General features: G+C 69.1%; 11 protein-coding genes and 1 pseudogene. 5 read left to right on the top strand and 7 right to left on the bottom strand.

The window, feature by feature from the left end; genetic code table 11:
* Window positions 1–79: 79 nt before the first annotated feature.
* From FK267_RS05180 to FK267_RS05165, 4 genes are all read right to left on the bottom strand, one after another.
* Window positions 80–1,189: a putative glycoside hydrolase gene (locus tag FK267_RS05180; RefSeq protein WP_009407206.1), complete on the bottom strand. Its 1,110-nt coding sequence runs from the start codon at window positions 1,187–1,189 to the stop codon at window positions 80–82.
* Window positions 1,186–3,765: a GT4 family glycosyltransferase PelF gene (pelF, locus tag FK267_RS05175; RefSeq protein ID WP_141406531.1), complete on the bottom strand. Its 2,580-nt coding sequence runs from the start codon at window positions 3,763–3,765 to the stop codon at window positions 1,186–1,188. The genes FK267_RS05180 and pelF overlap by 4 nt, the downstream gene beginning before the upstream one ends.
* Window positions 3,762–5,210, bottom strand: a complete 1,449-nt coding sequence (locus FK267_RS05170; protein ID WP_141406530.1) for a hypothetical protein — start codon at window positions 5,208–5,210, stop codon at window positions 3,762–3,764. The genes pelF and FK267_RS05170 overlap by 4 nt, the downstream gene beginning before the upstream one ends.
* A gap of 586 nt (window positions 5,211–5,796) precedes the next feature.
* Window positions 5,797–8,397, bottom strand: a complete 2,601-nt coding sequence (locus tag FK267_RS05165; protein WP_003787373.1) for an ATP-dependent Clp protease ATP-binding subunit — start codon at window positions 8,395–8,397, stop codon at window positions 5,797–5,799.
* 589 nt (window positions 8,398–8,986) lie between these two features.
* Between FK267_RS05165 and FK267_RS05160 the strand changes: the two genes are divergently transcribed.
* The 5 genes and pseudogenes from FK267_RS05160 to istB all read left to right on the top strand — a co-directional run bounded on the left by FK267_RS05160 (window position 8,987) and on the right by istB (window position 16,999).
* Window positions 8,987–11,089 carry a hypothetical protein gene (locus FK267_RS05160; RefSeq protein WP_141406529.1) on the top strand — a complete coding sequence of 701 codons (2,103 nt, stop codon included), beginning with the start codon at window positions 8,987–8,989 and terminating at the stop codon, window positions 11,087–11,089.
* Window positions 11,089–12,384, top strand: a complete 1,296-nt coding sequence (locus FK267_RS05155; protein ID WP_232622517.1) for a hypothetical protein — start codon at window positions 11,089–11,091, stop codon at window positions 12,382–12,384. Before FK267_RS05160 ends, FK267_RS05155 begins: the two co-directional genes overlap by 1 nt.
* Before the next feature lie 19 nt (window positions 12,385–12,403).
* A complete protein-coding gene (locus FK267_RS13745; protein WP_141406527.1) occupies window positions 12,404–14,512 on the top strand; it encodes a hypothetical protein in 2,109 nt (702 codons plus the stop codon).
* Window positions 14,513–14,651: 139 nt separating this feature from the next.
* A pseudogene (gene istA / locus FK267_RS05145) lies at window positions 14,652–16,190 on the top strand (IS21 family transposase).
* Window positions 16,187–16,999, top strand: a complete 813-nt coding sequence (gene istB, locus FK267_RS05140) for an IS21-like element helper ATPase IstB (RefSeq protein WP_141406526.1) — start codon at window positions 16,187–16,189, stop codon at window positions 16,997–16,999. The pseudogene istA and the gene istB overlap by 4 nt, the downstream one beginning before the upstream one ends.
* Before the next feature lie 25 nt (window positions 17,000–17,024).
* Here istB and FK267_RS05135 read toward each other — a convergent pair whose 3' ends face one another.
* The 3 genes from FK267_RS05135 to FK267_RS05125 all read right to left on the bottom strand — a co-directional run bounded on the left by FK267_RS05135 (window position 17,025) and on the right by FK267_RS05125 (window position 21,516).
* Window positions 17,025–19,502 carry a copper-transporting P-type ATPase gene (locus FK267_RS05135; protein ID WP_141406525.1) on the bottom strand — a complete coding sequence of 826 codons (2,478 nt, stop codon included), beginning with the start codon at window positions 19,500–19,502 and terminating at the stop codon, window positions 17,025–17,027.
* Between the two features lie 45 nt (window positions 19,503–19,547).
* The gene (locus FK267_RS05130; RefSeq protein WP_009400031.1) at window positions 19,548–19,844 is read right to left on the bottom strand and encodes a hypothetical protein; all 297 of its coding nucleotides are present in this window, start codon (window positions 19,842–19,844) and stop codon (window positions 19,548–19,550) included.
* Window positions 19,845–20,031: 187 nt separating this feature from the next.
* A complete protein-coding gene (locus FK267_RS05125) occupies window positions 20,032–21,516 on the bottom strand; it encodes a multicopper oxidase family protein (protein ID WP_141406524.1) in 1,485 nt (494 codons plus the stop codon).
* Window positions 21,517–21,518: the final 2 nt, after the last annotated feature.

Genomic DNA, 21,518 nt, shown 5'->3' with positions numbered 1-21,518 from the left:
GATCCACCCAACATGACTAACGTTTGACAGGTCTTTAGTCCCCTTATCGGATCTCGCACGAGCCGGACCGGGTCATGACTCATGCACGCAGGGCAATCATCCCACAATGCGCGCTGAGGGGCACCTCCAGAGCCAGCGCCTCACCGTCCGGGTCCCCGGTGGGCCCCGGTGACCTGAGGCCCGCCGGGAGACGCACGGTGCCGCCTCCCTCCTCGCCGAGCGCGACGGCGGCCACTCCGCCCTCGAACTCGCGCACCCAGGCGCCCGAGGTCCTCCGGGGCCGTCCCAGCGGGCGCCCCAGGTCGGCGTCGAGGGCGGGGAACCAGGCAGTGCGGGAGTAGTCGTCGTGACCGGTGGCCGTGTAGGCGCCCTCCCCTCCCCCGAAGACCCAGAAGGCCGCCAGCCCGTAGAGGCCGGGGGACGTGCGGGCACCGGACATGGAGCCGCCGCCCCCGCCGTCGGGCGTGCGCACGATGGACAGGCCCGGCCCTCGCAGCTCGTGAATCTGGGCCAGGGCCGTGGCCTCATCGAAGAGGTGATGGTCCCCCCAGCCCAGCCAGCACTCGTCGAAGCCACCACCCCAGGCCGAGTGGCGCTCCCAGCGGCCGGGTTCCCGGCGGGCCTCGGCCACGTTGGGGATGAGGATCTTGCCGACGCCGTTGAGGCCGGCACCGGCCTGGTCCACGAAGATGTTCAGCTCGGCGCGCAGGGCGGCGGTGTCGGCGATTCCGTCCAGGGGGAGGTCCAGGCCGTAGTAGTCGTCGAAGACGTCGTTGTCCGCCATGACGCCGTCGAAGGCGGTCTCAGCGGTGGCCTGGCAGACCTCCTCCACCCAGCGGGCGCGGTAGTCGGGGTCCCACACACGGGCCTGGAAGTGGCCGGGGTAGGTGTTCCACTCGACCAGGTCGCCGTTGTCACGCCTGGCGAGCCAACCGCGGCGGAGGGCCTCGCGGTAGGACAGCCCGGAGGCGCGCATGGAGTCCGGCTCGAAGTCTCGCGTGGAGGACAGGCACCGGTAGGCCAGGACCGTCATGTCCGGTCGCGCCTCCTTGAGGCGGGCTGCTGCCTCGGTCTCCCAGGGCTGGAGGATCGCGGCCCGGTAGTGGGCGATCGCGAAGTCCAGCTCCCCGGGCTCGAGCGGGTTTCCGTAACGGATCCAGGCGCCGACGCCGCCGGTGCTGCTCCTCATGCTCCTCCTCGGTCGGCGCGGGCGCCGGTCTGCTCGCCGGCACCGCCCTGACGGTAGATCTTGTTGTAGGAGGCGTTGACCTTGACCAGGTCGTAGGCTGCCTCCACGCGGCCGCGGGCGTTGAGGCTCAGGCGCTCGTAGAGATCGACGTCGCTGATGACCTCCTGGACCTTGTCCGCCATGACGGCGGGGTCACCGGGCTCGATGATGATGCCGCAGGGGTCCCAGGTCTCCCCCTCTTCGGTGACGATCATGTCCTCGACGACGGAGCGCACGGCGCCGACGTCGGTGCTCACCGTGGGGATGCCGGCCCCCATGGTCTCCAGGGAGACGACCGGCAGGCCCTCGTTGTAGCTGGGCAGGACGAACAGGTCGAACTCAGGCAGGAGCTCACGGACCTTGACGGTCCCGCGGATGGTGATGACGCTCTCCAGGCCCTGCTCGACGATGCGGGTCAGGCACTGCTCGAAGTAGGAGGGCATGTGCTCGGTGGGCCCGCACACGTCCAGGTGGATGTTCAGGCCCCGGTCCACCATGAGGCGCACCGAGTCGATCATGTCCAGCAGCCCCTTGATGGGTACGACGCGGGCGATGTACACCAGCTTCCACAGGTGCTTGTCCGCGCCCTCCTTCTTGATCTCCTCGATGGCGGCCAGGCGCTCGGCGTAGGAGGCGTCGAACTCCGAGGTGACGATGCCGTTGGGGATGACGATGGCTCGCCCGGAGTCACCGCCGAGCTCATTGGCCTCGGTGATGGCCCGAGGGTAGAGGTAGGTGGAGGCGTAGGCGTAGGGGTAGCACAGGCGCCCCATCTCCAGCCACCAGGCCATCCACATGCGCTCGCGGCCGGTGACGTCGAAGGTGCGGTAGTCGGTGAGCCTGACGTTGAGGTCCAGCCGGCGTTCCAGGAGGGTGTTGACGGTGTCGCGCACGTAGAGGTTGTGCTCGGTCAGCAGCACCTTGGTGCCGTGCTCGCGGGCGGCGTTGACGCCCAGCAGCATGGCGTAGCCGGTGGTGTGGGCGTGGTAGACCTGGGCGCGCGGGACCGGTTCGGCCAGGACCGCGTAGGCCAGGGAGAAGAAGTCGCGCAGGCACCAGAAGATGTCGGTCATCGACATCCCCAGGTCCGGCATCATGTCGTGGTAAGCCTCCATGAACTCGCGCGTGCCCAGGATCGCCCAGACCGGGTAGCGGCGCGAGGCGCTCAGGCCCTCGCTGATGAGGTCCCACAGCGGCTCGGTCTGACCGTCCTGGGCCAGGGCGAGCAGGGCCCCCAGGATGCGCCGGGACAGTTCGCGGCGCTGGCGGCGGTTCATGCGCAGGTCGCGCGGGCGGGCGCGCAGGAAGTCCTCCTGGTGCTCCTCCATGGACAGGTAGAGGACCTTCACCCAGGCGACGTTGTCCGGCATGCCGTACAGATCCTTGAAGGGCGAGTGGGAGTCCCAGGTGATGTGGATGATCCCGAAGGTGAGGTCCGGGTTGCCGGTGATGATGTCGTGGACCACCGCCGATACCCCGCCCTTGAGGTAGGGGTAGGTGGACTCCATGACGATGGCGACGTCGACGTCCACGTACACGCCGTCCTCGGGGACGCCGTCAGGCAGGACCTGCTCATCGGCCTCGGGCTCCGGCTCCTCGGGGGGCGGGAGCAGCTCGGCCGCGCCGGCGGAGGCCTCCTCGTCCTCGGCCTCCTCCTGGGCGGCCTGCTGCTGGGACAGGGGGATGGCGGCGGCGTGGGAGGCGGCCGAGGCCACGGACTCCCAGGCGATGGCGGTGGGTGCGGGGGGCTGCTGGGGCTGCTGGGCCTCGGGCTGGTCGAGCTGTGGGAGGACGGACTCCTGCGGGGCAGGCTCGGCGGGGGCCGAGGGCTTCGGCCGGTCCGCCTCCTGCGGGGCAGGCTCGGCGGGGACCGAGGAATCGCCGTGCACCGGGGGCACGGAGGGCTCAGAGGGCGCTCCGGCTGCAGCGGCGTCGGAGGCCAAGGTGGCGGGGGCAGCAGGGACGGCAGGGGCTTCGGCGTCAACAAGTGGCTCCGACGCGGTGGAGCGGGGGGCGGCCGGCTCCACTGGTGAGGAGGCCGAGGCGCCCGAGGCAGCCGGCGCGGCCGAGCTCACCGCGCCGAAGATCGGGGAGTCGAGGACGTCGGGGCTCTGCGGGGAGGTCGGCTCCGGACTCTTGGGTCGGGGCTGGACCACTCCGTAGCCGGCCGGCGCCGGGGTCTGGACGACGCCGTAGATCGGCACGGCCGGGATCTCAGGAGCCGGGATCTCAGGAGTGGAGGCCGAGGCTGCGGCCGGCTCGGCGACCGGTTCGGTGACGGGCGGGTCAGTCGAAGGGGCGGCGGGCGAGCCTGCGGAGGGGGTGGCGGCCGAGGGTCCGCTCAGGGCGCCGCCGGTGGTGACGACGACGCCGTATCCGTCGGGGCCGACCTTGATCCTGGGGCCGGTCTCCTCGCCCCGGTCGCCGATGCCGGGGGCGTCGTCGGGACTGGGCATCGGGGCGTAGCCGCCGGCGGGAGCCGAGTAGCGCAGCGGAAGGCTCTCCAGGCGGGCGCGGAAGGAGGATGACGAGCTCACCAGGACATGGCCTTTCCCCAGAAGAACGAGTACTCGGGTGCGGCCCACCGCTTGCGGTAGAGCAGCAGCCCCAGCGCGCACAGCAGCAGGTCGACGCCGGCCAGCGGCAGGTAGGCGGCGGCGTCGGCCACCTTGAGCAGCAGAGCCGCGGCGATCGCCACGTGGATGCCGGACAGGAGCAGGGCGGTGGTCGAGTCGCCGATGTGGTCGATCTCGTAGCTCAGGAGCGTCAGCACCGTGAACAGGGTCGAGGCGAGGCACACCTCGAGGACCAGCGGGACCTGCTCGATGGACATGAGCGCCATGGAGCACACGACGATGATGACGCCGGCGACCCCCACGATGCAGGCGCGGATGAGGCTGGCGTCCAGCAGCCGACGCAGTGTGCGTCCGCGCTCGCGCAGACTGGCCATGCCCTCACGCTTGAGAACCGTCTGGAACAGGGCGATCTCGGTGTTGACCCGGGGTGCGGTGACCGCGAAGTAGTAGCAGTAGGCGACGACGGCGGGCTGGAGGCACAGGTAGACCAGCGCCACGTCGAAGTCACGACCGGCGCCCAGGAAGAGGAAGAACTTGTCCGACCACAGCACTCCTCCCAGGATCGCACCGCGCAGCATGTCCTGCACGAGGATGCCGGTGGCGACCCCGCGGGGCCGCAGGATCTTTCCCAGAGAGCGCCCCATGGACAGGAGCTGGCTGAGGGCTCCCACCAGCGGGGGCAGGTACCACCAGGTCGGCTCGGCGACGAGTGCGACGGCGTAGCAGAGCCAGCCCACCGACCACAGGCGGCGGCGTCCGGCGACGTCGGCGACGATGAGCGACTGGACGAAGACGACGTGCAGGAGGAGCAGGGCGGTGTGGATGCCCAGGACGTGCAGGTTCCAGCCGGTCACGGCGGCCACGACGAGGATCTCCAGCGCCGTGGGCAGGAGTGCCCACAGGAACAGCGCCGGCCAGATGGAGCAGTAGCGCTCCAGGACCGCCCGCGGGCCGCGGCCGATGGAGTCGCCCAGGAGCCGGTAGACGGGGGTGCCGATGATCTGGCTGAGCCAGGGCACGGCCACTGACACGCTCAGGACGATGACCGGCAGGCCGATGCCGCTCACCGTGCTGGCGGCCATCTTCTGGGACACGACGGGGAAGCTCAGGCCCAGCAGGATCGCCGGGGACATGCCCAGGAGCATTGCCGCACCCCAGTGCCAGCGGGCCCCCGGGGCGATGCCGCCGCGCTTGAGCGCACGGGTGGGCGGCGCTGTGACCAGCCCCAGGCCGATGAGGACCGTGAGGACCAGAACGCCGACGGTGACCTGCTTCGGCCAGCCGACCCAGGGCAGCACCGCCGCCACCACGCCGAGGACGCTCAGGGTCGCAGCAGCGTTAGCGGTCCGCAGGCGCGGAAAACGGTGCTGGTGGAAATGTCGCGGTTCGTATCTGAGTTGGGTCATGGGAGTAGCGGCACCAAGAATGCGTGAGCACGCACGGGCGATCCGAGCCGGACATTCCGGCGCCGCGACCGAGGGGTGTCGCGGCAGTCTGAATGAGGGCGGACAGGTACGGACAGTGAGGACGAGTAGGGGCGATAGCGGTTGAGATGGCCCCGCGCGGGGCGGGGTGACGACACCGATCGACCATGTCCGAGGGACGACTTTCGACGGATCGTCACTCCACTGTATCGGGCAGAGGACTGACATGAGACGGTCAAGCCAAACTCTCAGAATGTTCTCTTAGTGCATTCAGGCGTCATTCACTTTTCATGTGCTTGCTTCGCAGTTCAGGCGACTATGAGGCCCGTGCATATTCGCAGCCGTGAACTGCACCCCGCACACTCCTGCGTCCACGATCATGGTCGCCACCTGGAAAAATGAGCACGGGGGCAAGGCGGCCCCACCGCCTCCCCGCGGTTCGCGCCAACGCGCCTTGCAGCCTGAGGGCCCCGACGCGCAGCGACGACGATGGGCCGCAACCCCAGTGGGGTTGCGGCCCATCGTATGGAACTGATAAGGGAACTGGACCGGGCGGGGCCCGGCGAGGTCAGCGCCCGGGCTCGGCGGCCGGCGAGGCGCCGCCGCCACGACTGATCGGCGGAGTGGAGATGCGCAGCGGGCTGGAGGCCCCACCCCCACCACCGGCCGCGGCGTCCTCGGCCTCACGCAGTGCGGCGACCTCGGCCTCGCCCTGCTCCCAGGGCTCACCGCGGAAGATGAACTCACCCAGGATGGACTCGCCCTCGGCGTCGACGATGACCTTCTGCCCCCGCTCGAGCTCGCCGAAGAGGATCTTCTCGCTCAGGGCGTCCTCGATGTCGCGCTGGATGGCGCGGCGCAGCGGACGGGCGCCGAGCACCGGGTCGAAGCCGCGCTCGGCCAGGAGGTCCTTGGCGGCCTCGGTCAGCTCGATGGTCATCTGCTGCTCGGCCAGGCGCTTGTCGAGGCGCACGATCATGAGGTCGACGATCTGGCGCACCTCCTCCTTGGTCAGCTGCGGGAAGACGATGAGGTCGTCGACGCGGTTGAGGAACTCGGGCCGGAACTGCTGCTTGAGCTCGCGGTTGACGTGGGCCTTCATCTCCTCGTAGTCCATGGCGCCGGACTCGGTGGACTGGAAGCCGGTGGCCACTGACTTGCCGATGTCCTTGGAGCCGAGGTTGGTGGTCATGATGATGACGGTGTTCTTGAAGTCGACCACGCGGCCCTGGGCGTCGGAGAGGTGCCCGTCTTCCAGGATCTGCAGCAGGGAGTTGAAGATGTCCGGGTGGGCCTTCTCGACCTCGTCGAACAGGACCACGGAGAAGGGCCGACGGCGCACCTTCTCGGTGAGCTGGCCGCCCTCGTCGTAGCCGACGTAGCCGGGAGGGGCGCCGAAGAGCCGCGAGACCGTGTGCTTCTCGGCGAACTCGGACATGTCGAGCTGGATGAGGGCGTCCTCGTCGTCGAACAGGAACTCCGCCAGGGCCTTGGCCAGCTCGGTCTTTCCGACGCCGGTGGGGCCGGCGAAGATGAAGGAGCCGCCGGGGCGCTTGGGGTCCTTCAGGCCGGCACGGGTGCGGCGGATCGACTTCGACAGGGCCTCGATGGCCTTGTTCTGGCCGATGATGCGCTTGTGGAGCTCGGCCTCCATGTTGAGGAGCTTGGCGGACTCGGCCTCGGTCAGCTTGACCACCGGGATGCCGGTGGACATGGCCAGGACCTCGGCGATGAGCGCCTCGTCGACCTCGGCGACCTGGTCGAGGTCGCCGGACTTCCAGGCCTTCTCCTTGGCGGCGCGCTCGTCGGCCAGGCGGCGCTCGTCGTCGCGCAGGGAGGCGGCGCGCTCGAAGTCCTGGTCGTCGATGGCCGACTCCTTCTCCCGCTTGACCTGGGCGATCTGCTCATCGATCTCGCGCAGCTCGGGCGGAGCCGTCATGCGGCGGATGCGCAGGCGGGCACCGGCCTCGTCGACCAGGTCGATGGCCTTGTCCGGCAGGAAGCGGTCGTTGATGTAGCGGTCGGCGAGCTTGGCGGCGGCCTCAATGGCCTCGTCGGTGATGACGATGCGGTGGAAGGCCTCGTAGCGGTCGCGCAGGCCGGTGAGGATCCCGATGGTCTCCTCGATGCTGGGCTGGTCGACGGTCACCGGCTGGAAGCGGCGCTCCAGGGCGGCGTCCTTCTCGATCTTGCGGTACTCGTCCAGGGTGGTGGCCCCGATGGTCTGGAGCTCACCGCGGGCCAGCATGGGCTTGAGGATGGAGGCGGCGTCGACGGCACCCTCGGCGGCGCCGGCACCGACGAGGGTGTGGATCTCGTCGATGAACAGGACGATGTCGCCGCGAGTGCGCACCTCCTTGAGGACCTTCTTGAGGCGCTCCTCGAAGTCGCCGCGGTAGCGCGAGCCGGCCACGAGCGAGCCCATGTCCAGGGAGTAGAGCTGCTTGTCGCGCAGGGTCTCGGGGACGTCGCCGTGGACGATGGCCTGGCTCAGGCCCTCGACGACGGCGGTCTTGCCCACGCCCGGCTCCCCGATGAGGACGGGGTTGTTCTTGGTGCGCCGGGAGAGGACCTGCATGACCCTCTCCATCTCCTTCTTGCGGCCGATGACCGGGTCCAGCTTGCCCTCGCGGGCGGCGGCGGTGAGGTTGCGGCCGAACTGGTCCAGGATGGCACTGCCCGAGGGCGTGCCCTCCTTGGAGGGGCCGCCGGCGTTGACGGTCTCCTTGCCCTCGTAGCCCGAGAGCATCTGCATGACGGTCTGGCGCACGCTGGACAGGTCCCCGCCGAGGTTGGTCAGGACCTGGGCGGCCACGCCCTCGCCCTCGCGCAGGAGGCCGAGGAGCAGGTGCTCGGTGCCGATGTAGTTGTGGCCGAGCTGGAGGGCCTCGCGCATGGAGAGCTCGAAGACCTTCTTGCCGCGCGGCGTGAAGGGGATGTGGCCGGTGGGGGCGGACTGTCCCTCGCCGATGATCTCGATGACCTGGCTGCGCACGGCGTCCAGGGAGATGTCCATGGACTCCAGGGCCTTGGCGGCCACTCCCTCGCCCTCGTGGATGAGGCCGAGAAGGAGGTGCTCGGTGCCGATGTAGTTGTGGTTCAGGGCCCGCGCCTCGTCCTGCGCGAGCACGACGACGCGTCGGGCGCGGTCGGTAAAGCGTTCAAACATCAGTAATTCCTCCTCGGCACGCGCTCAGTGCGGGACCGCTCGTCCGGTGGTGGCGAGGGATGTCGCAGCGCCGCGGAGAGATGGCGCTGAGAGCACGTGCTGACAAGGCTAACCAGGCCGACGCCCGGGCCATGCCCCTGTTCGCGGTAGGCGTGAGTAAGCCTTGAGCCGGGTCGGCTCAAGATGAGGAGTCACGAGGGCGGTCTCCTCCTCCTGGCGCCCGCACCCGGCATTCCACGCCTGGCGCCCCACCTCTGCCGCCCCACGCCACCGGCCGCCTGGCGCCCCACCCCTAGCGCCCCACCCCACCGGCCGCGGTCGTAGGTTAGGTCTCGCGGTCGCCCCCTGAACCCTCGACCGCGCGGCATAAGGCACGACCGCGGCAGCAGAGACGGCATCGGTGTTTTCACGCGGCACAGGACGAGCTGCCTCACGAATTCTGCCGCACGATTCGGTTCCGCCCATCACAATGGGGGTCATGCCTCCCGAGCCTTCTCCCGCCGACGACGGCCACCCCCACACCGAGAACCTCGAGCAGTTCTCCACCAAGTGACGCCCAAGCCGGCCCACAACGAAGGACCCCCACGCCATGCCACGCGCCGCCGACGTCGACCACCCCATCGACGAGTCCCCCTCCACTTCCGGCCACAGCGCCAACCAGGCCGATGCGGCCCTCAACCGGCGCAGACGCCGCCATCAGCGCATCATCGCTGCCTTGACGTCGCTGCGTTTCGGCTGCTTCCTCGGCATGGTGGCCGCGGCCGCCCTCTGCGTCATCTACGGCAGCGGGATCGCCAAGGTGCTGCTCAAGCTCCCCCTGCTGTCCTGGAAGGGGCTGGCGCTGACCGTGTTCCTGTGGGCGTGCGGGGTCGTCCTCTGGCCCGAGCCTCGCCATGACAGCCGCAGCACGCGCAACAGGGTCCTGACCGCGGCCCGCTCAGCGCTCATGCTCCTACCCGCCGTCCTGGTCCCGGCCGCTGCCGTGTACGCCGTCCTCCCGATCGTCAGTCTCTGGAGGTTCGTGTTCTCCACCTACGCGGTCAGCCTCGGCGAGGCCCTGGCCTACTCCATGGGTGTCGCCGCCTTCGCCCTCTTGCTGTCCACAGACATTCTTCTGCGGGCCTCGCGCGCTCTGTTCGAGCCCTATGCCGACAAATCGCTGTACGAGCCCCAGCCGATCTCGGCGCGGATACACGACCTGCGCGCTCAGCTGCGGCGACCGTGGCGCTCCTCCCTCCGGGCTCTGGGCCCTCGCGCCCTGCTCGCCCTTGTTCCCGTCGTAGCGCTCGTCGCCTCCTTCGCCGTCCCATACCGCGGCCACCCGACGGCGTCCGGCCGGCCCACCATCACCCAGGCCACGGGCCCGTCGGTGAACGCCGACCAGCTGCCGGCATACCCCACCGGCTTCGCCTCGCAGGAGACGTGGACCAAGAACCTGGCGAGCGGACAGGACGTGATCGCCGGAGCCGCCGGCCCCATCATTCTCACGTCCGACGGAGCCACCGGACTCGACCCCCGTGACGGCTCGAACCGCTGGAGCTACCAGCGCAAGGGCTCAACAGCGGGAAAAGTCATCCGCAGTCCCGATGGCCGCTACATGGCGTTGAGATTCGATGATCCGGTCGTCTACACATCCTTGACCAACACTGACGGAGAACTCGACTCCTCGACGCCGAAGGCCACCGTCGTCCTGGACACCATCACCGGAGCCACGGTCTTCGACTGGCGCGGCGACAGTACCCTCCAGATGACCGACTCGGCAGTCCTCTACGGCACCACCGCCTACTCGCTGAAGGACCGGTCGACCATGTGGGACCTTCGAAAGCTCACCATTGACGGCGCCTCAGGCTCTCAGTCCGCCCAGGCCGCCTACTCCGGCGCAGCCGGTCACTCGGCCTTCGTCCTCAGTCTCCCCTCGGGGGACCACGACGTCGTCGTATCCCAGAAGGATCCCACCACCACGCATGAGCTTCCTGACCTCACCCCCCGGTCATCCCCTCAGACCACCCGCGGGTCCAACGTCGACCACGGCCCCGTCGTCATCGACGGCTGGGCAGTCGTCGACAAACCCGGCGGGAAACAGGTCAAGCCGTCATGGTCCGAGAAGGGCCTACAGGATAGGGAGGTCCAAGCCGTCAGCCTCGACGGCCTGGCCGATGTCCCCGGAGCAGATACTCGGGCCTACGATCTCGGCATGACCTCCGAGGTCAACTCGGTCGCCTCCAGGAAATCGCAGACTCTCGTGACCTTCCCGCCCCTCCCAGCGGAGAAGCCAAAGGATGACGTGGACTTAGAGCTTCACCTGTGGGAGGCCTTCGGCACTGTCGGCTCCGTCTTCAACCCTCGGACCCTGGCGGTGACGACGGCGGCACAGACGCCGGGACTCGCCGCCGCCTCCGTCGGCATCACCCAGGCCGCCGTGGGTGAAGCCGTCGAGGGACGGATCACCGTCAAGCCCGCAGACGGGTCATCGGGCGTATCAATCCCTCTGGCACCGGGGACAACATTCGCTCCGCCGGGAGACAAGCTCTACAACCCTCAGCTCAAGGATCTGGCACTGGCCGACGTGAGGCCGGAAGAGAATCTAGCGAGCGCCATCAGTACTCCCGGCGCCACCATCATCATGGTTCGGACAGGCACGCGGTATTCCGGCACCTCTCGCATCTACGCCGTGGGAGGAGAAGCCCGATGATGCGCCACACGACACACGCGACGAAGCCCAACCCTATGCCCGCCCCCATGCCCTCGATGCGCCGTCACCGCACCGGTTCGGTGGCGAGCCGCGCCGCCCGCGCCCTGGTGGCAGCGCTCCTGATCTCACTGCCACTGTCCGGCTGCGGCTCCTCAGCCCCGAAGACCGCGGCGACCACGCCGTCGGCGGGAGTCTCCGTCACCTCGCTCAGTGCAGATCAGGTGGAGTCCGAACGGAAGCACTTCCACGTCATTGACGTTGGCGACCTGCCTACCCGCTATGGGACCGTCAGGGTGGACAACTCGCAGGTCTCATCCGGTGCCAAGTTGGAACGCGCAGGAGTCGTCACCAGCTACAAACCGGGTAGCACGGGGTACAAACCGGATATCAAGGGCATGCAGTGGGCCAGCCGCATCGAACCTGCGGTATTCGATCACGAGTACCAGGACAGCAGTGATGACTGGTCAACCACTCAAAAGAACACGTTCCGTCTTCTCGAACAGGAATCCTCCGGCGTGGGCGTCGTCAGTCCCGACGGGAAGCACATCTCACTCATTCTCCAACCGCACCGGACGGCTCAGGACGACGACTTCTCAGCCCAGCGCGCCTACGTCGTCGTCCTCAGCGCCGAGACGGGGAAGCTCGAAGGCTCGGTGGAGGTCTCCGGACTGATCCTGGGGCGGGTCCTCACCAACGACAGCCTGGCCATCCAGACCGCCCAGAACTACTACCCGGGAGCCGAGGGTCAGGGAGTCATCTCCGTCTACCCGCTGAGCAACCTTGCGGGTAAACCGTCCACCATCCCCTGTGACCACTGGCTCATCGGCGCCTCCCGGGACTCACTCCTCCTGTCCCCGTACTCCCCCACCACCGGCAACGACTGGAGCACCCGGTTCCGCCCGTTCACGGTGACCCAGATGGGTACGGACGGCACAGTGCGCAGAACCATCACCGGTGTCAATCGGGTCTACCCCGGCGGATGGCTTCAACGCTTCAGCGATCCTGCCGCCGCGGCCACACTCGCCGCCAGCACCGCAGGGAAGGACGATGACCAGACGCGAGCAGCCTGGGACGCCCTGTCCACCCAGATCGTCGACCTGAACTCCGGAAGCACGCACGACCTCACGGGAGGAAAGGCCGAATCGGTCGGTGTCCCCACCGGACCCGGGCTGGTGGTCAGCCGGACGAGCACTGACGCGAGCGGTGAGACGACCTCCACCCCGGTCTTCTGGCTCAGCGCCGCCGACGACGGCCATCCCCACACCGAGAACCTCGAGCAGTTCACCAGCAAGTAGCGGCCCGGAAGACAGCACGATGACCGATCAACGCCCCGGAGAGGACGTGGAGCCTCTCGCGGCTCCCACTCCCCTCACCTCAGAGAATCCCTACTCCTCGCTGTCAGCTCTTGCCCGCCGTCGGCGTCCCCGCACGCCTCAGGAGCGCCGTCAGGTCTGGTCGCGGCGGTTCGAGCGCCTCTTCTGGGCGCTGAAGGTCGGCGCCATGCTCACCGTCCTCGTAGCGGCCGGCCTCTACCTGGCGTGGCGCGCTGATCTGACGATGCGGTGGGTGCTCCTCTACCTCGGCCTCGCACCGCTGGTCACGGCGCTCGTCCTGTGGGGGATCGGCATTCTCGCCTGGGAGGAGCCGGCCGAGTACTGGGTCGACTGGCAGCATCGGGCGAGGACCTGCTGGCGCATCATCAAGCGGCTCCTGCCCGTTGCCGGGGTGGCCGTCTGCGGCCTACTCAGTGCCGGAGAAGCGTTGCGCCTGTGGCACGGCATCTTCATGACGCTGGACGCCAGCGCCGGCGAGCTGCTCGCCTTCACGATGGCGGCCCTGGGGCTGGGTGCCTTCTTCACCTTCGACCTCCTCCAACGCGTCACCCGCTCCTTCTTCCCCGAGCTCGCACAGGCCTCCTCGCTCCGTTCACGGCTGCGTGACAGGTCTGCTGGTCTCTCACGCCTTCTGCCCGCCCACCTCCGGAGCGCCGGCTCCTGGGGGCCGCGCATCGTTCTGGTGGTGATCCTCCTGGCCCCGTCCCTCGTGCTCAGCGCAAGCGCCTACCTCGCCCACAACTGGGACCGGCCCCGCCCGATCCCTGTGGCCGCCCCCGCCACCTTGCCCACCTACCCGACCTCCTTCCCGTCTCAGGCAACCTGGACCCACGACATCCCCGCCGCGCTGGACGCAACCGCAGGGGCTGCAGGCCCCCTCGTCCTCACCGATGACAGCCTCATCAGCCTGGATCCCTCCACCGGGAAGATCCGCTGGGACTACGACCGTCAAGGCAAGAAGTTCGCCCAGTACGGGGGACGTGTCAACGGCGTCCTTGGTGAGCGCCCGTATCTCATCACCAGCCCGGACAGGCGCCACGTCGCCCTGACGCTCGGGGAGCTGGAGTCCCAGCGCATGCGCTCTGACGGCGATCTCGGTCGGGAGCAGTCCCTCACCATCGTCCTGGACACCGTGACCGGACGGGTCACCAACGAGCACCTCCACGACGGCAAGGCCGTCCAGCTCACCGACTCCGTGCTCCTGGCCGGCAGCACCATCTACTCGCTGGCTGACGACTCCATCCTGTGGCGGCTGAGCGACGTCGACCTCGATCTCTCCGAGGAGGGCTCCCCATACACAGGCACAGCAGGGCACGCCAGCCTCATTCGCGCGGAGAAAATCCCCGGTAGCCCCAACGGGATCGGCCTTTTCACACTCGTCCCGGATACCAACCCCCGCGGTGTCGTCAGGGACGTTCCGGCCGCCTACGCCAATCGGGAGCTGCTCATCGTCGAGGGCTGGACAGTCACCTACCCCGAGGCCACCCAGGATGAGTTCAACGATGTCGATTGGAACTACTCGAAGGCTCACCGCGCCCAGGCCGTCTCCCTTGACACCCTGGCGAAGGTGCCCGGCGCCGACACCCATACCTACGACCTGGGCCAGACCCTCGGCATCGCCCCAATGGCGTCCTTTCTCTCCGGGAGGCTGGCCGTCCTACCGGCCGCCACGCCCACCCCGGTCGAACCGAACGCAACCCCCGGCCCAGATGGGTGGAAGGACCAGTCCACGGTCGCCACCACCTTCAACCCCAGGACTCGTGCTGTGCTGGCAGCCCCCCAGGATCCGGGGCTCGTCACCGCCGTCGGGGTCACCCGCGCCGACGACGGACAGGGACGCATCAGCCTTCAGTCGGGAGACAAGTCGAAAGCCACCTCCATCCCCCTGGAGAACGGCACAGTCCCCTTCGTTCCAGGAGCACGCGGCCGCAACGGCGGCGTTCAGGACTTCCCCGTCAATATGCTAGGAGGCAACGACGGCATCAGCGCACTCAGCGCGCCGGGTGTCACCGTCGTCCTTCTGCGCCCCACCTACGAGAGTCAGACCACCGGTACGCGCATTCGTCTCTACGGACTGGCATGGTTGTGACAGCTTGGTTCGGCCCCGTTGTGACGGCCTGATCTGGCCCCGCGTGCGACTTGCCGGGGTGTTGACGGTCTGAACTGGCCCCACCCCTTCACGCTGGTCCCCATCACTGGGAACCAGTCGCGAGGGCAAGGGAGCCAAGATGGGATCACGAGTGCAGCTGTACGCCGACATCCGCCACGACGCGCGAGTCGATGGCCTGTCCATCCGCGAGCTCGCCCGCAAACACGGAGTCCACCGCCGCACCGTCCGCCAGGCACTCGCCGCAGCCGAACCCCCACCCCGCAAGAAACCGGTCCGCACAGCACCGCGCCTGGACCCGTACAAGCCGGCGATCGACGAGATGCTCACCTATGACCTGACCGCGCCGCGCAAGCAGCGCCATACCGCGACCAGGATCCTGGCCCGGCTGCGCGACGAGCACGGCGCCACCGACCTGTCCTACTCCATGGTGCGGGACTACGTCCGGGTCAGGCGCGCGCAGATCGATCTGGAGGCCGGGCGCCGGGTGGAGGCGATGGTGCCGCAGGACCACGCCCCCGGCGCGGAGGCCGAGGTCGACTTCGGCGAGGTCTACGTCATCCTGGACGGCGTCAAGACCAAGTGCCACATGTTCGTCTACCGCCTGTCCCACTCCGGCAAGGCCATCCACCGCGTCTACCCGACCGGCGGACAGGAGGCCTTCCTCGAAGGACACATCGAGGCCTTCCACGCCCTGGGCGGCATCCCCACCCGCCACATCCGCTACGACAACCTCACCTCCGCCGTCGTCCAGGTCATCCACGGCGGCGACCGGCTACGCGACGAGAACGAACGCTGAGTGCTGTTCCGCTCCCACTACGGCTTCGACGCGTTCTACTGCCAGCCCGGCATCGACGGCGCCCACGAGAAAGGCGGCGTCGAGGGTGAGGTCGGATGGTTCCGCCGCAACCACCTCACCCCCATGCCCGAAGTCGCCACCCTGGACGAACTCAACGACAAGATCCGCGCCTGGGAGCACGACGACAACACCCGCCGCATCACCGGCCACGCCAACACGATCGGGCAGGACCACCACGCCGAGCTGCCCCACCTGGCACCGTTGCCGGCCGACGACTTCGACCCCGGCCTGATCCTCCACCCCCGCGTCGACCGCTCCGCCCTGATCACCGTCCGCATGGTCAAGTACTCCGTCCCCGCGCACCTCATCGGCCAACGCGTCCGCGTGTCCCTGCGGGCCTCGTGCGTGCTCGTGTTCGAGGGCCGCACCGTCCTCGCCACCCACCCTCGCCTCGGCACCCGGCGCGTGACCCGGGTCGAGCTGGACCACTACCTCGAAGTGCTGCGGCACAAGCCCGGCGCGTTCCCCGGCTCCACCGCCCTCGCGCAGGCCCGCGCCGCCGGAGCATTCACCGCGGCCCTGTCGGTGGGCGCGATCAGCCCCGACGTCATCGCCGTCGAAGCCCGCCGCCATGCCACCACCCACACACCCGCCCCAGCCAGCCAGACCAGGGGCGGGACGGTCGTGAACCTGCCACCCCGACGCCCCACCACCCCGCACCAGGTCATCGCGCACCTGCCCGAAGACACCCGGCCCCTGCCCACCGTCACCGCCTACGACGAACTCCTGTGCCGACGCCAGCCCGATCCCGCCCCGGCCCCCGCCGAGACTCACCACCACACCCCGACAGGAACCCCATGACCACCACCAGCACCAGCCGTCCCGAGAGCCTTCGCCGTCGTCAGGGCCTCACCGAGCAAGCCGCGCAGGCCGCGATCGACCAAGCCTGCCGCCAGCTTCGGCTGCCCACGATCCGCGCCGTCGTCGACGACGCCGTGACGGCCGCCACCAAGGAACAACTCACCTACCAGGGCTTCCTCGCCGAACTCCTCCTGGCCGAGGTCGACGACCGCGACCGCCGCTCCACCCTGCGTCGCATCAAGAGCGCCGGCTTCCCCCGCGAGAAATGGCTCGCCGACTTCGACTTCACCGCGAACCCCAACATCAACCCGGCCACCATCAACGAGCTCGCCACCGGCGACTGGATCCGCCGCGGCGACCCGCTGTGCCTGATCGGGGGCTCCGGCACCGGCAAGTCTCACCTGCTCATCGCGCTCGGCACCGCCGCCGAGCAGGGCTACCGCGTCCGATACACCCTCGCCACCCGGCTCGTGAACGAGCTCGTCGAAGCCGCCGACGAGAAACAACTCACCAAGACCATCAACCGCTACGGCCGCGTCGACCTCCTCGTGATTGACGAGCTCGGCTACCTGGAACTCGACCGGCGAGGCGCCGAACTGCTGTTCCAGGTCCTCACCGAACGAGAGGAGAAGAACGCCATCGCGATCGCCTCCAACCAGTCCTTCTCCGCCTGGACCGACACCTTCACCGACCCCCGCCTGTGCGCAGCAATCGTCGACCGCCTCACCTACAACGCCACCATCATCGAAACCGGCACAAACTCCTACCGCCTCGCCCATACCCGAGCCCGGGCATCTGTGATGGGGTGAACAACGACCGGCTGGGCTCTTGGGGTCAGCGGTGACGGCGCAACCGCAGCGAGTTGGTGATCACGCTGACCGAGCTGAGGGCCATGGCGGCGGCCGCGATGACGGGCGACAGCAGCCAGCCAAAGGCCGGGTAGAGGGCGCCGGCGGCCAGCGGGATACCGAACACGTTGTACACGAACGCGAAGACCAGGTTCTGGCGGATGTTGCGTATCGTGTCGACCGACAGGTCGCGGGCCTTGACCAGGGCGGCCAGGTCACCGCCGAGCAGGGTCACGTCGGCGCTCTCGATGGCCACGTCGGTGCCGGTGCCCATGGCCACACCCACGTCGGCCACGGCGAGGGCGGGGGCGTCGTTGACGCCGTCGCCGGCCATAACGACCGTGTGGCCCTGGGCCTGCAGGGCCTGCACGTGGCCGTGCTTCTGGTCGGGCAGGACGTCGGCGACGACCTGGTCGATGCGCAGCTCGTCGGCGATGGCCCGGGCGGTGGTGGCATTGTCGCCGGTGAGCATGACGACCTTCATCCCGCGCCGACGCAGGTCCTCGATCGCGCCGGCGGTGGTCGCCTTGAGCGGGTCGGCGATGGCCAGCACACTGGCGGGCCTGCCGTCGACGGCCACGACGATCGCGGTCGCGCCACGGCGACGGTAGGCCTCCACCACGGCGTCCAGGGCATGGGTGTCGACGTGCTGGCTGCCCAGGAAGGCGGGGCTGCCGACGAGCACGTGCTGACCGTCGACGGTGGCGCTGACACCGCCACCCGGGTGGGCGGCGAAATCGCTGGCCGCCGGCACCGTGCGTCCCGTCTGGCGGGCAGCATCGACCACCGCCCTGGCGAGGGGGTGTTCGGAGCCGGCCTCCACAGCCGCGGCGAGCAGCAGTGTCCGGGCGTCCTCGTGGCCGTCGACGCCCTGCTGGTCGACCAGGCTGGGGCGGCCCTGGGTGAGGGTACCGGTCTTGTCGACGACGACGGTGTCGACCTTCTGCAGTCGTTCGAGGGCCTCGGCGTTCTTGACCAGCACGCCCTCGCTGGCGCCGCGCCCGACCCCGACCATGATCGACATTGGCGTGGCCAGACCCAGCGCACACGGGCAGGCGATGATCAGCACGCTGACGGCGGCCACGATCGCGAACGGCAGCCGCGGCTGCGGCCCGATCGCCAGCCACAACCCGAAGGTGGCCAGGGCGACGGCGATCACGACCGGCACGAACACCGCCGAGATCTTGTCGACCAGTCCCTGGATCGGAGCACGGGACCGCTGCGCCTGGGAGACCAGGTCGACGATCCGGGCCAGGGTCGAGTCGGCGCCCAGGCCAGTGGCCTCCACCACCAGGCTGCCGCCCTGGATGATCGTGCCGCCGATGACCCGGTCACCGGGGCTCTTGTCGACCGGAACCGGCTCGCCGGTGATCATCGACTCGTCCACATACGCGTGACCATCGACCACGGTGCCGTCGGCCGGCACCTTCTCGCCCGGCCGCACCCGGCACCGATCGCCCAGCTGCAGCTCGGCGGCCGGCACGTCGGTCTCGGTGCCGTCGGCCCCGATGCGGTGCGCGGTGGCCGGTGACAGGTCGAGCAGGGTGCGGATCGCACCGGAGGTCTGGTCGCGGGCCCGCAGCTCGAGGACCTGGCCGAGCAGCACCAGGGTGATGATGACTGCCGCGGCCTCGAAGTAGGTGCCGACCCGGCCGTCCATCGCCCGCATCCCGGACGGGAACAACCCCGGCGCCAGCACCGCGACCACGCTGTACAGCCACGCGGCACCGACACCCAACGACACCAGGGTGAACATGTTCAGGTGACGGCTGACCACCGACTTCGCGCCGCGCACGAAGAACGGCCACCCAGCCCACCACACCACCGGCGTCGACAGGGCCAGCTCGAGCCACGGCGCGACGCTGCCGGGCAGCGCACGCCCCAGCACCATGGGAACCATCACCATCGCCACCAGCGGCACGCTCAGCACCGCCGCCACCCAGAACCGGCGACGCATGTCGACGAGCTCCTGGTTCGGGCCGTCGTCGAGCCCGGCCGAGACCCGCTCCAGCGCCATGCCACAGATCGGGCAGTCACCGGGGCCGTCGCTGCGGACCTCGGGGTGCATCGGGCAGGTCCAGTCCCCTGCAGCGACCGCACCGGCCACCACCGCCGGCTCGCCGGTGGGGTGCTGGTGGTCGTGGTGCTGTGCGGCCGGCGCGTCCCCACCGTCGGCGGGTTGCAGGAACATCCCGCACTTGGGGCAGCGTCCCGGGTGGTCGCTGGTCACCTCGGGGTGCATCGGGCAGAGCCACGTGCCCTTGTCGTGGGTGTCGTGCTGCTGGGCATGTCCGTTCTGGCGGCCGTGTCCGTGCTGGTGGGTGGCGGGTGCAGCGTCGGCATCGACGAGGAACATGCCGCACTCGGGGCAGCGGCCGGGCTGGTCGCTGGTCACCTCGGGGTGCATCGGGCACGTGTAGCGGGTGGTGTGGTCGTGGGTGGCGGTGGCTGCCGGGTGGTTCATGGGTTGCTCCTCGAGACGGTGCTGCCGGTGGATGGCGGGCGGTGGTCAGTGCTGGGATCCGTGGTCCATCATGCGCATCATCAGCCACATCATGAGCATGCAGCTGATGGCGGGCACGAGGGCGGCCAGGACACCGCCGGCGGCGAGGCTGGCACGTCCGGCCCACAGGTAGCCGGCGACCACGAGCAGCATCGGTGCGCACATCAGCAGGTGCATCCAGTGGTGGGACTTGCCGTGCTGGTGGGTGGTGCTGGTGGGGTCCTGGTCGGTCATTGGGCCGGTCAGGGGCTGGCGGGGGGCCTCGCCGAAGGAGCGGGGGGCCTGGTCGGGGCTCGTGTACATGGCGTGTCCTTGTCTGCTCGGGGAAGGGGTTTTCCTTCCACTTCCACGGTGACGGGGCGAGGTCAATGAGCTCGCGAGGTTTGATGAAGGTCTGGTCAAGCTCTGCAGACGGCGATGGTGAGGCTGCCGCAAGGGGGCAGCCGCGCCATCAGGGCAGGCGTGGGTGGCCGACATCGGCCGGGAGATGTCAGTAGCGCAGGGTCGTCATCATGCCGAGTTCGGCGTGGTAGATGTTGTGGCAGTGCAGCATCCAGGTGCCGGGGTTGTCGGCCTGCAGGTCGGCCTCGACGGTCTCCATGGGGCGGATCAGGACGGTGTCCTTGCGCAGCCCGTCGCTGCCGGGCAGGGCCCAAGTGTGGCCGTGGATGTGCATGGGGTGGGCCATCATCGTCATGTTCGTCATCTGCAGCCGCACGCGCTGGCCGCGGCTGAGCGCCAGTGGGGTGTCCTCGCCGAAGCGTTTGCCGTTGAGGCCCCACGCGTAGAGCTTCATCTGGCCGTTGAGTGCCACGTCGAGGGTGGTGTCGGGCTTGCGGTCGGGCAGTCGGGCGCTGTCGGCGGGCTTGAGCTGGGTGGTCAGCAGGGCCTTGCCGTCGAGTTCTGCGATGCGGGTGTCCGGGGCCGGGACGTTGCCGGAGCCGGTGCGCACGATGGCGCGGGCCGGGGTGCCCTTCTTGCCCTCGGGCGCGGCCTGCAGCACGAACACGCCGTCGCCGAGGGTGATGGTCGCATCCAGTCGTTCTCCCATCGCGAGGTAGACGGCGCTGGCCTGGGTGGGGGTCACAGGGAACCCGTCGGTGTGGGTGACGGTGAGTCGATGGCCCTGCAGGGCGAGCTTGAAGATGGTGTCGGAGGAGGCGTTGACGACGCGCAGTCGTACCTTCTGCCCGGGCTTGGCGGTCAGGGTGCGGGGCGCGGCGGGGACGCGGCCGTTGACGAGGTAGTGGGGGTAGGTGACGTCCCCGGCGTCACCCAAGGGTGACATGCCGTGGTCCATGCCGCCCATGTCGTGGTTCATGCCGCTGGACACGGTGCCGTTCTGGGCCTTGAACGCGGCGAGGATGTCATCGGGTGAGGTGCCCACGCCATCGGCCCAGTCGTCGAGGGTGATGATCCACTCGTGGTCGTAGCGGCCGGGTTCAGCGGGGTCGTCGATGACCAGCGGCCGGTACAGGCCGCGGTCGATCTGCACCCCGGTGTGGGGGTGGAAGAAGTAGGTGCCGGGGTCGGGGGCGACGAACTGGTAGGTGAAGCTGCTGCCGGCCTCGATGGGTTGCTGGGTGACGCCGGGCACGCCGTCGCTTGGCTGGCGCAGCGCGATGCCGTGCCAGTGGACGGAGGTGCTGGTGGGAAGCTTGTTCTCGACGCGGACCTGCAGCAGGTCTCCGGCGCGGGCCCGCAGGACGGGGGCGTCGAGGGTCTCGTCGTAGGCCCAAGTCCTGGCCGCGACGCCGCCCAGATCGAGGGTGACCGGCCGGGGCGTGAGGACGTGGTTGACGGTCTTCGTGCCGGGGGCTGCGACCAGCGGGGTCTGGCTGGGGATCGTCAATGGGGAGTTCGGCGCGGCGGGTGCTGCAGCCGGGGTGTTCTTGGCGCCGCAGGCGCTCAAGGCCCCTGCCGAGGCCAGGCCGAGACCGGTGAACAGCACGTGGCGGCGGGAAAGTGTGTTCATGT

The organism is Actinomyces oris (genome assembly GCF_006546825.1).
Classification (GTDB): Bacteria; Actinomycetota; Actinomycetes; order Actinomycetales; family Actinomycetaceae; genus Actinomyces; species Actinomyces oris.
The sequence above is the reverse complement of the archived record's forward strand: the minus strand, read 5'-3'. Positions and strand labels throughout refer to the sequence as shown.

Bases quoted from the DNA above. Each gene is read 5' to 3' on its own strand.
- FK267_RS05180 (WP_009407206.1), bottom strand. From the start codon at position 1,189: ATGAGGAGCAGCACCGGCGGCGTCGGCGCCTGGATCCGTTACGGAAAC.
- FK267_RS05170 (WP_141406530.1), bottom strand. From the start codon at position 5,210: ATGACCCAACTCAGATACGAACCGCGACATTTCCACCAGCACCGTTTT.
- FK267_RS05165 (WP_003787373.1), bottom strand. From the start codon at position 8,397: ATGTTTGAACGCTTTACCGACCGCGCCCGACGCGTCGTCGTGCTCGCG.
- FK267_RS05160 (WP_141406529.1), top strand. From the start codon at position 8,987: ATGCCACGCGCCGCCGACGTCGACCACCCCATCGACGAGTCCCCCTCC.
- FK267_RS05155 (WP_232622517.1), top strand. From the start codon at position 11,089: ATGCGCCACACGACACACGCGACGAAGCCCAACCCTATGCCCGCCCCC.
- FK267_RS13745 (WP_141406527.1), top strand. From the start codon at position 12,404: ATGACCGATCAACGCCCCGGAGAGGACGTGGAGCCTCTCGCGGCTCCC.
- istB (WP_141406526.1), top strand. From the start codon at position 16,187: ATGACCACCACCAGCACCAGCCGTCCCGAGAGCCTTCGCCGTCGTCAG.
- FK267_RS05135 (WP_141406525.1), bottom strand. From the start codon at position 19,502: ATGAACCACCCGGCAGCCACCGCCACCCACGACCACACCACCCGCTAC.
- FK267_RS05130 (WP_009400031.1), bottom strand. From the start codon at position 19,844: ATGTACACGAGCCCCGACCAGGCCCCCCGCTCCTTCGGCGAGGCCCCC.
- FK267_RS05125 (WP_141406524.1), bottom strand. From the start codon at position 21,516: ATGAACACACTTTCCCGCCGCCACGTGCTGTTCACCGGTCTCGGCCTG.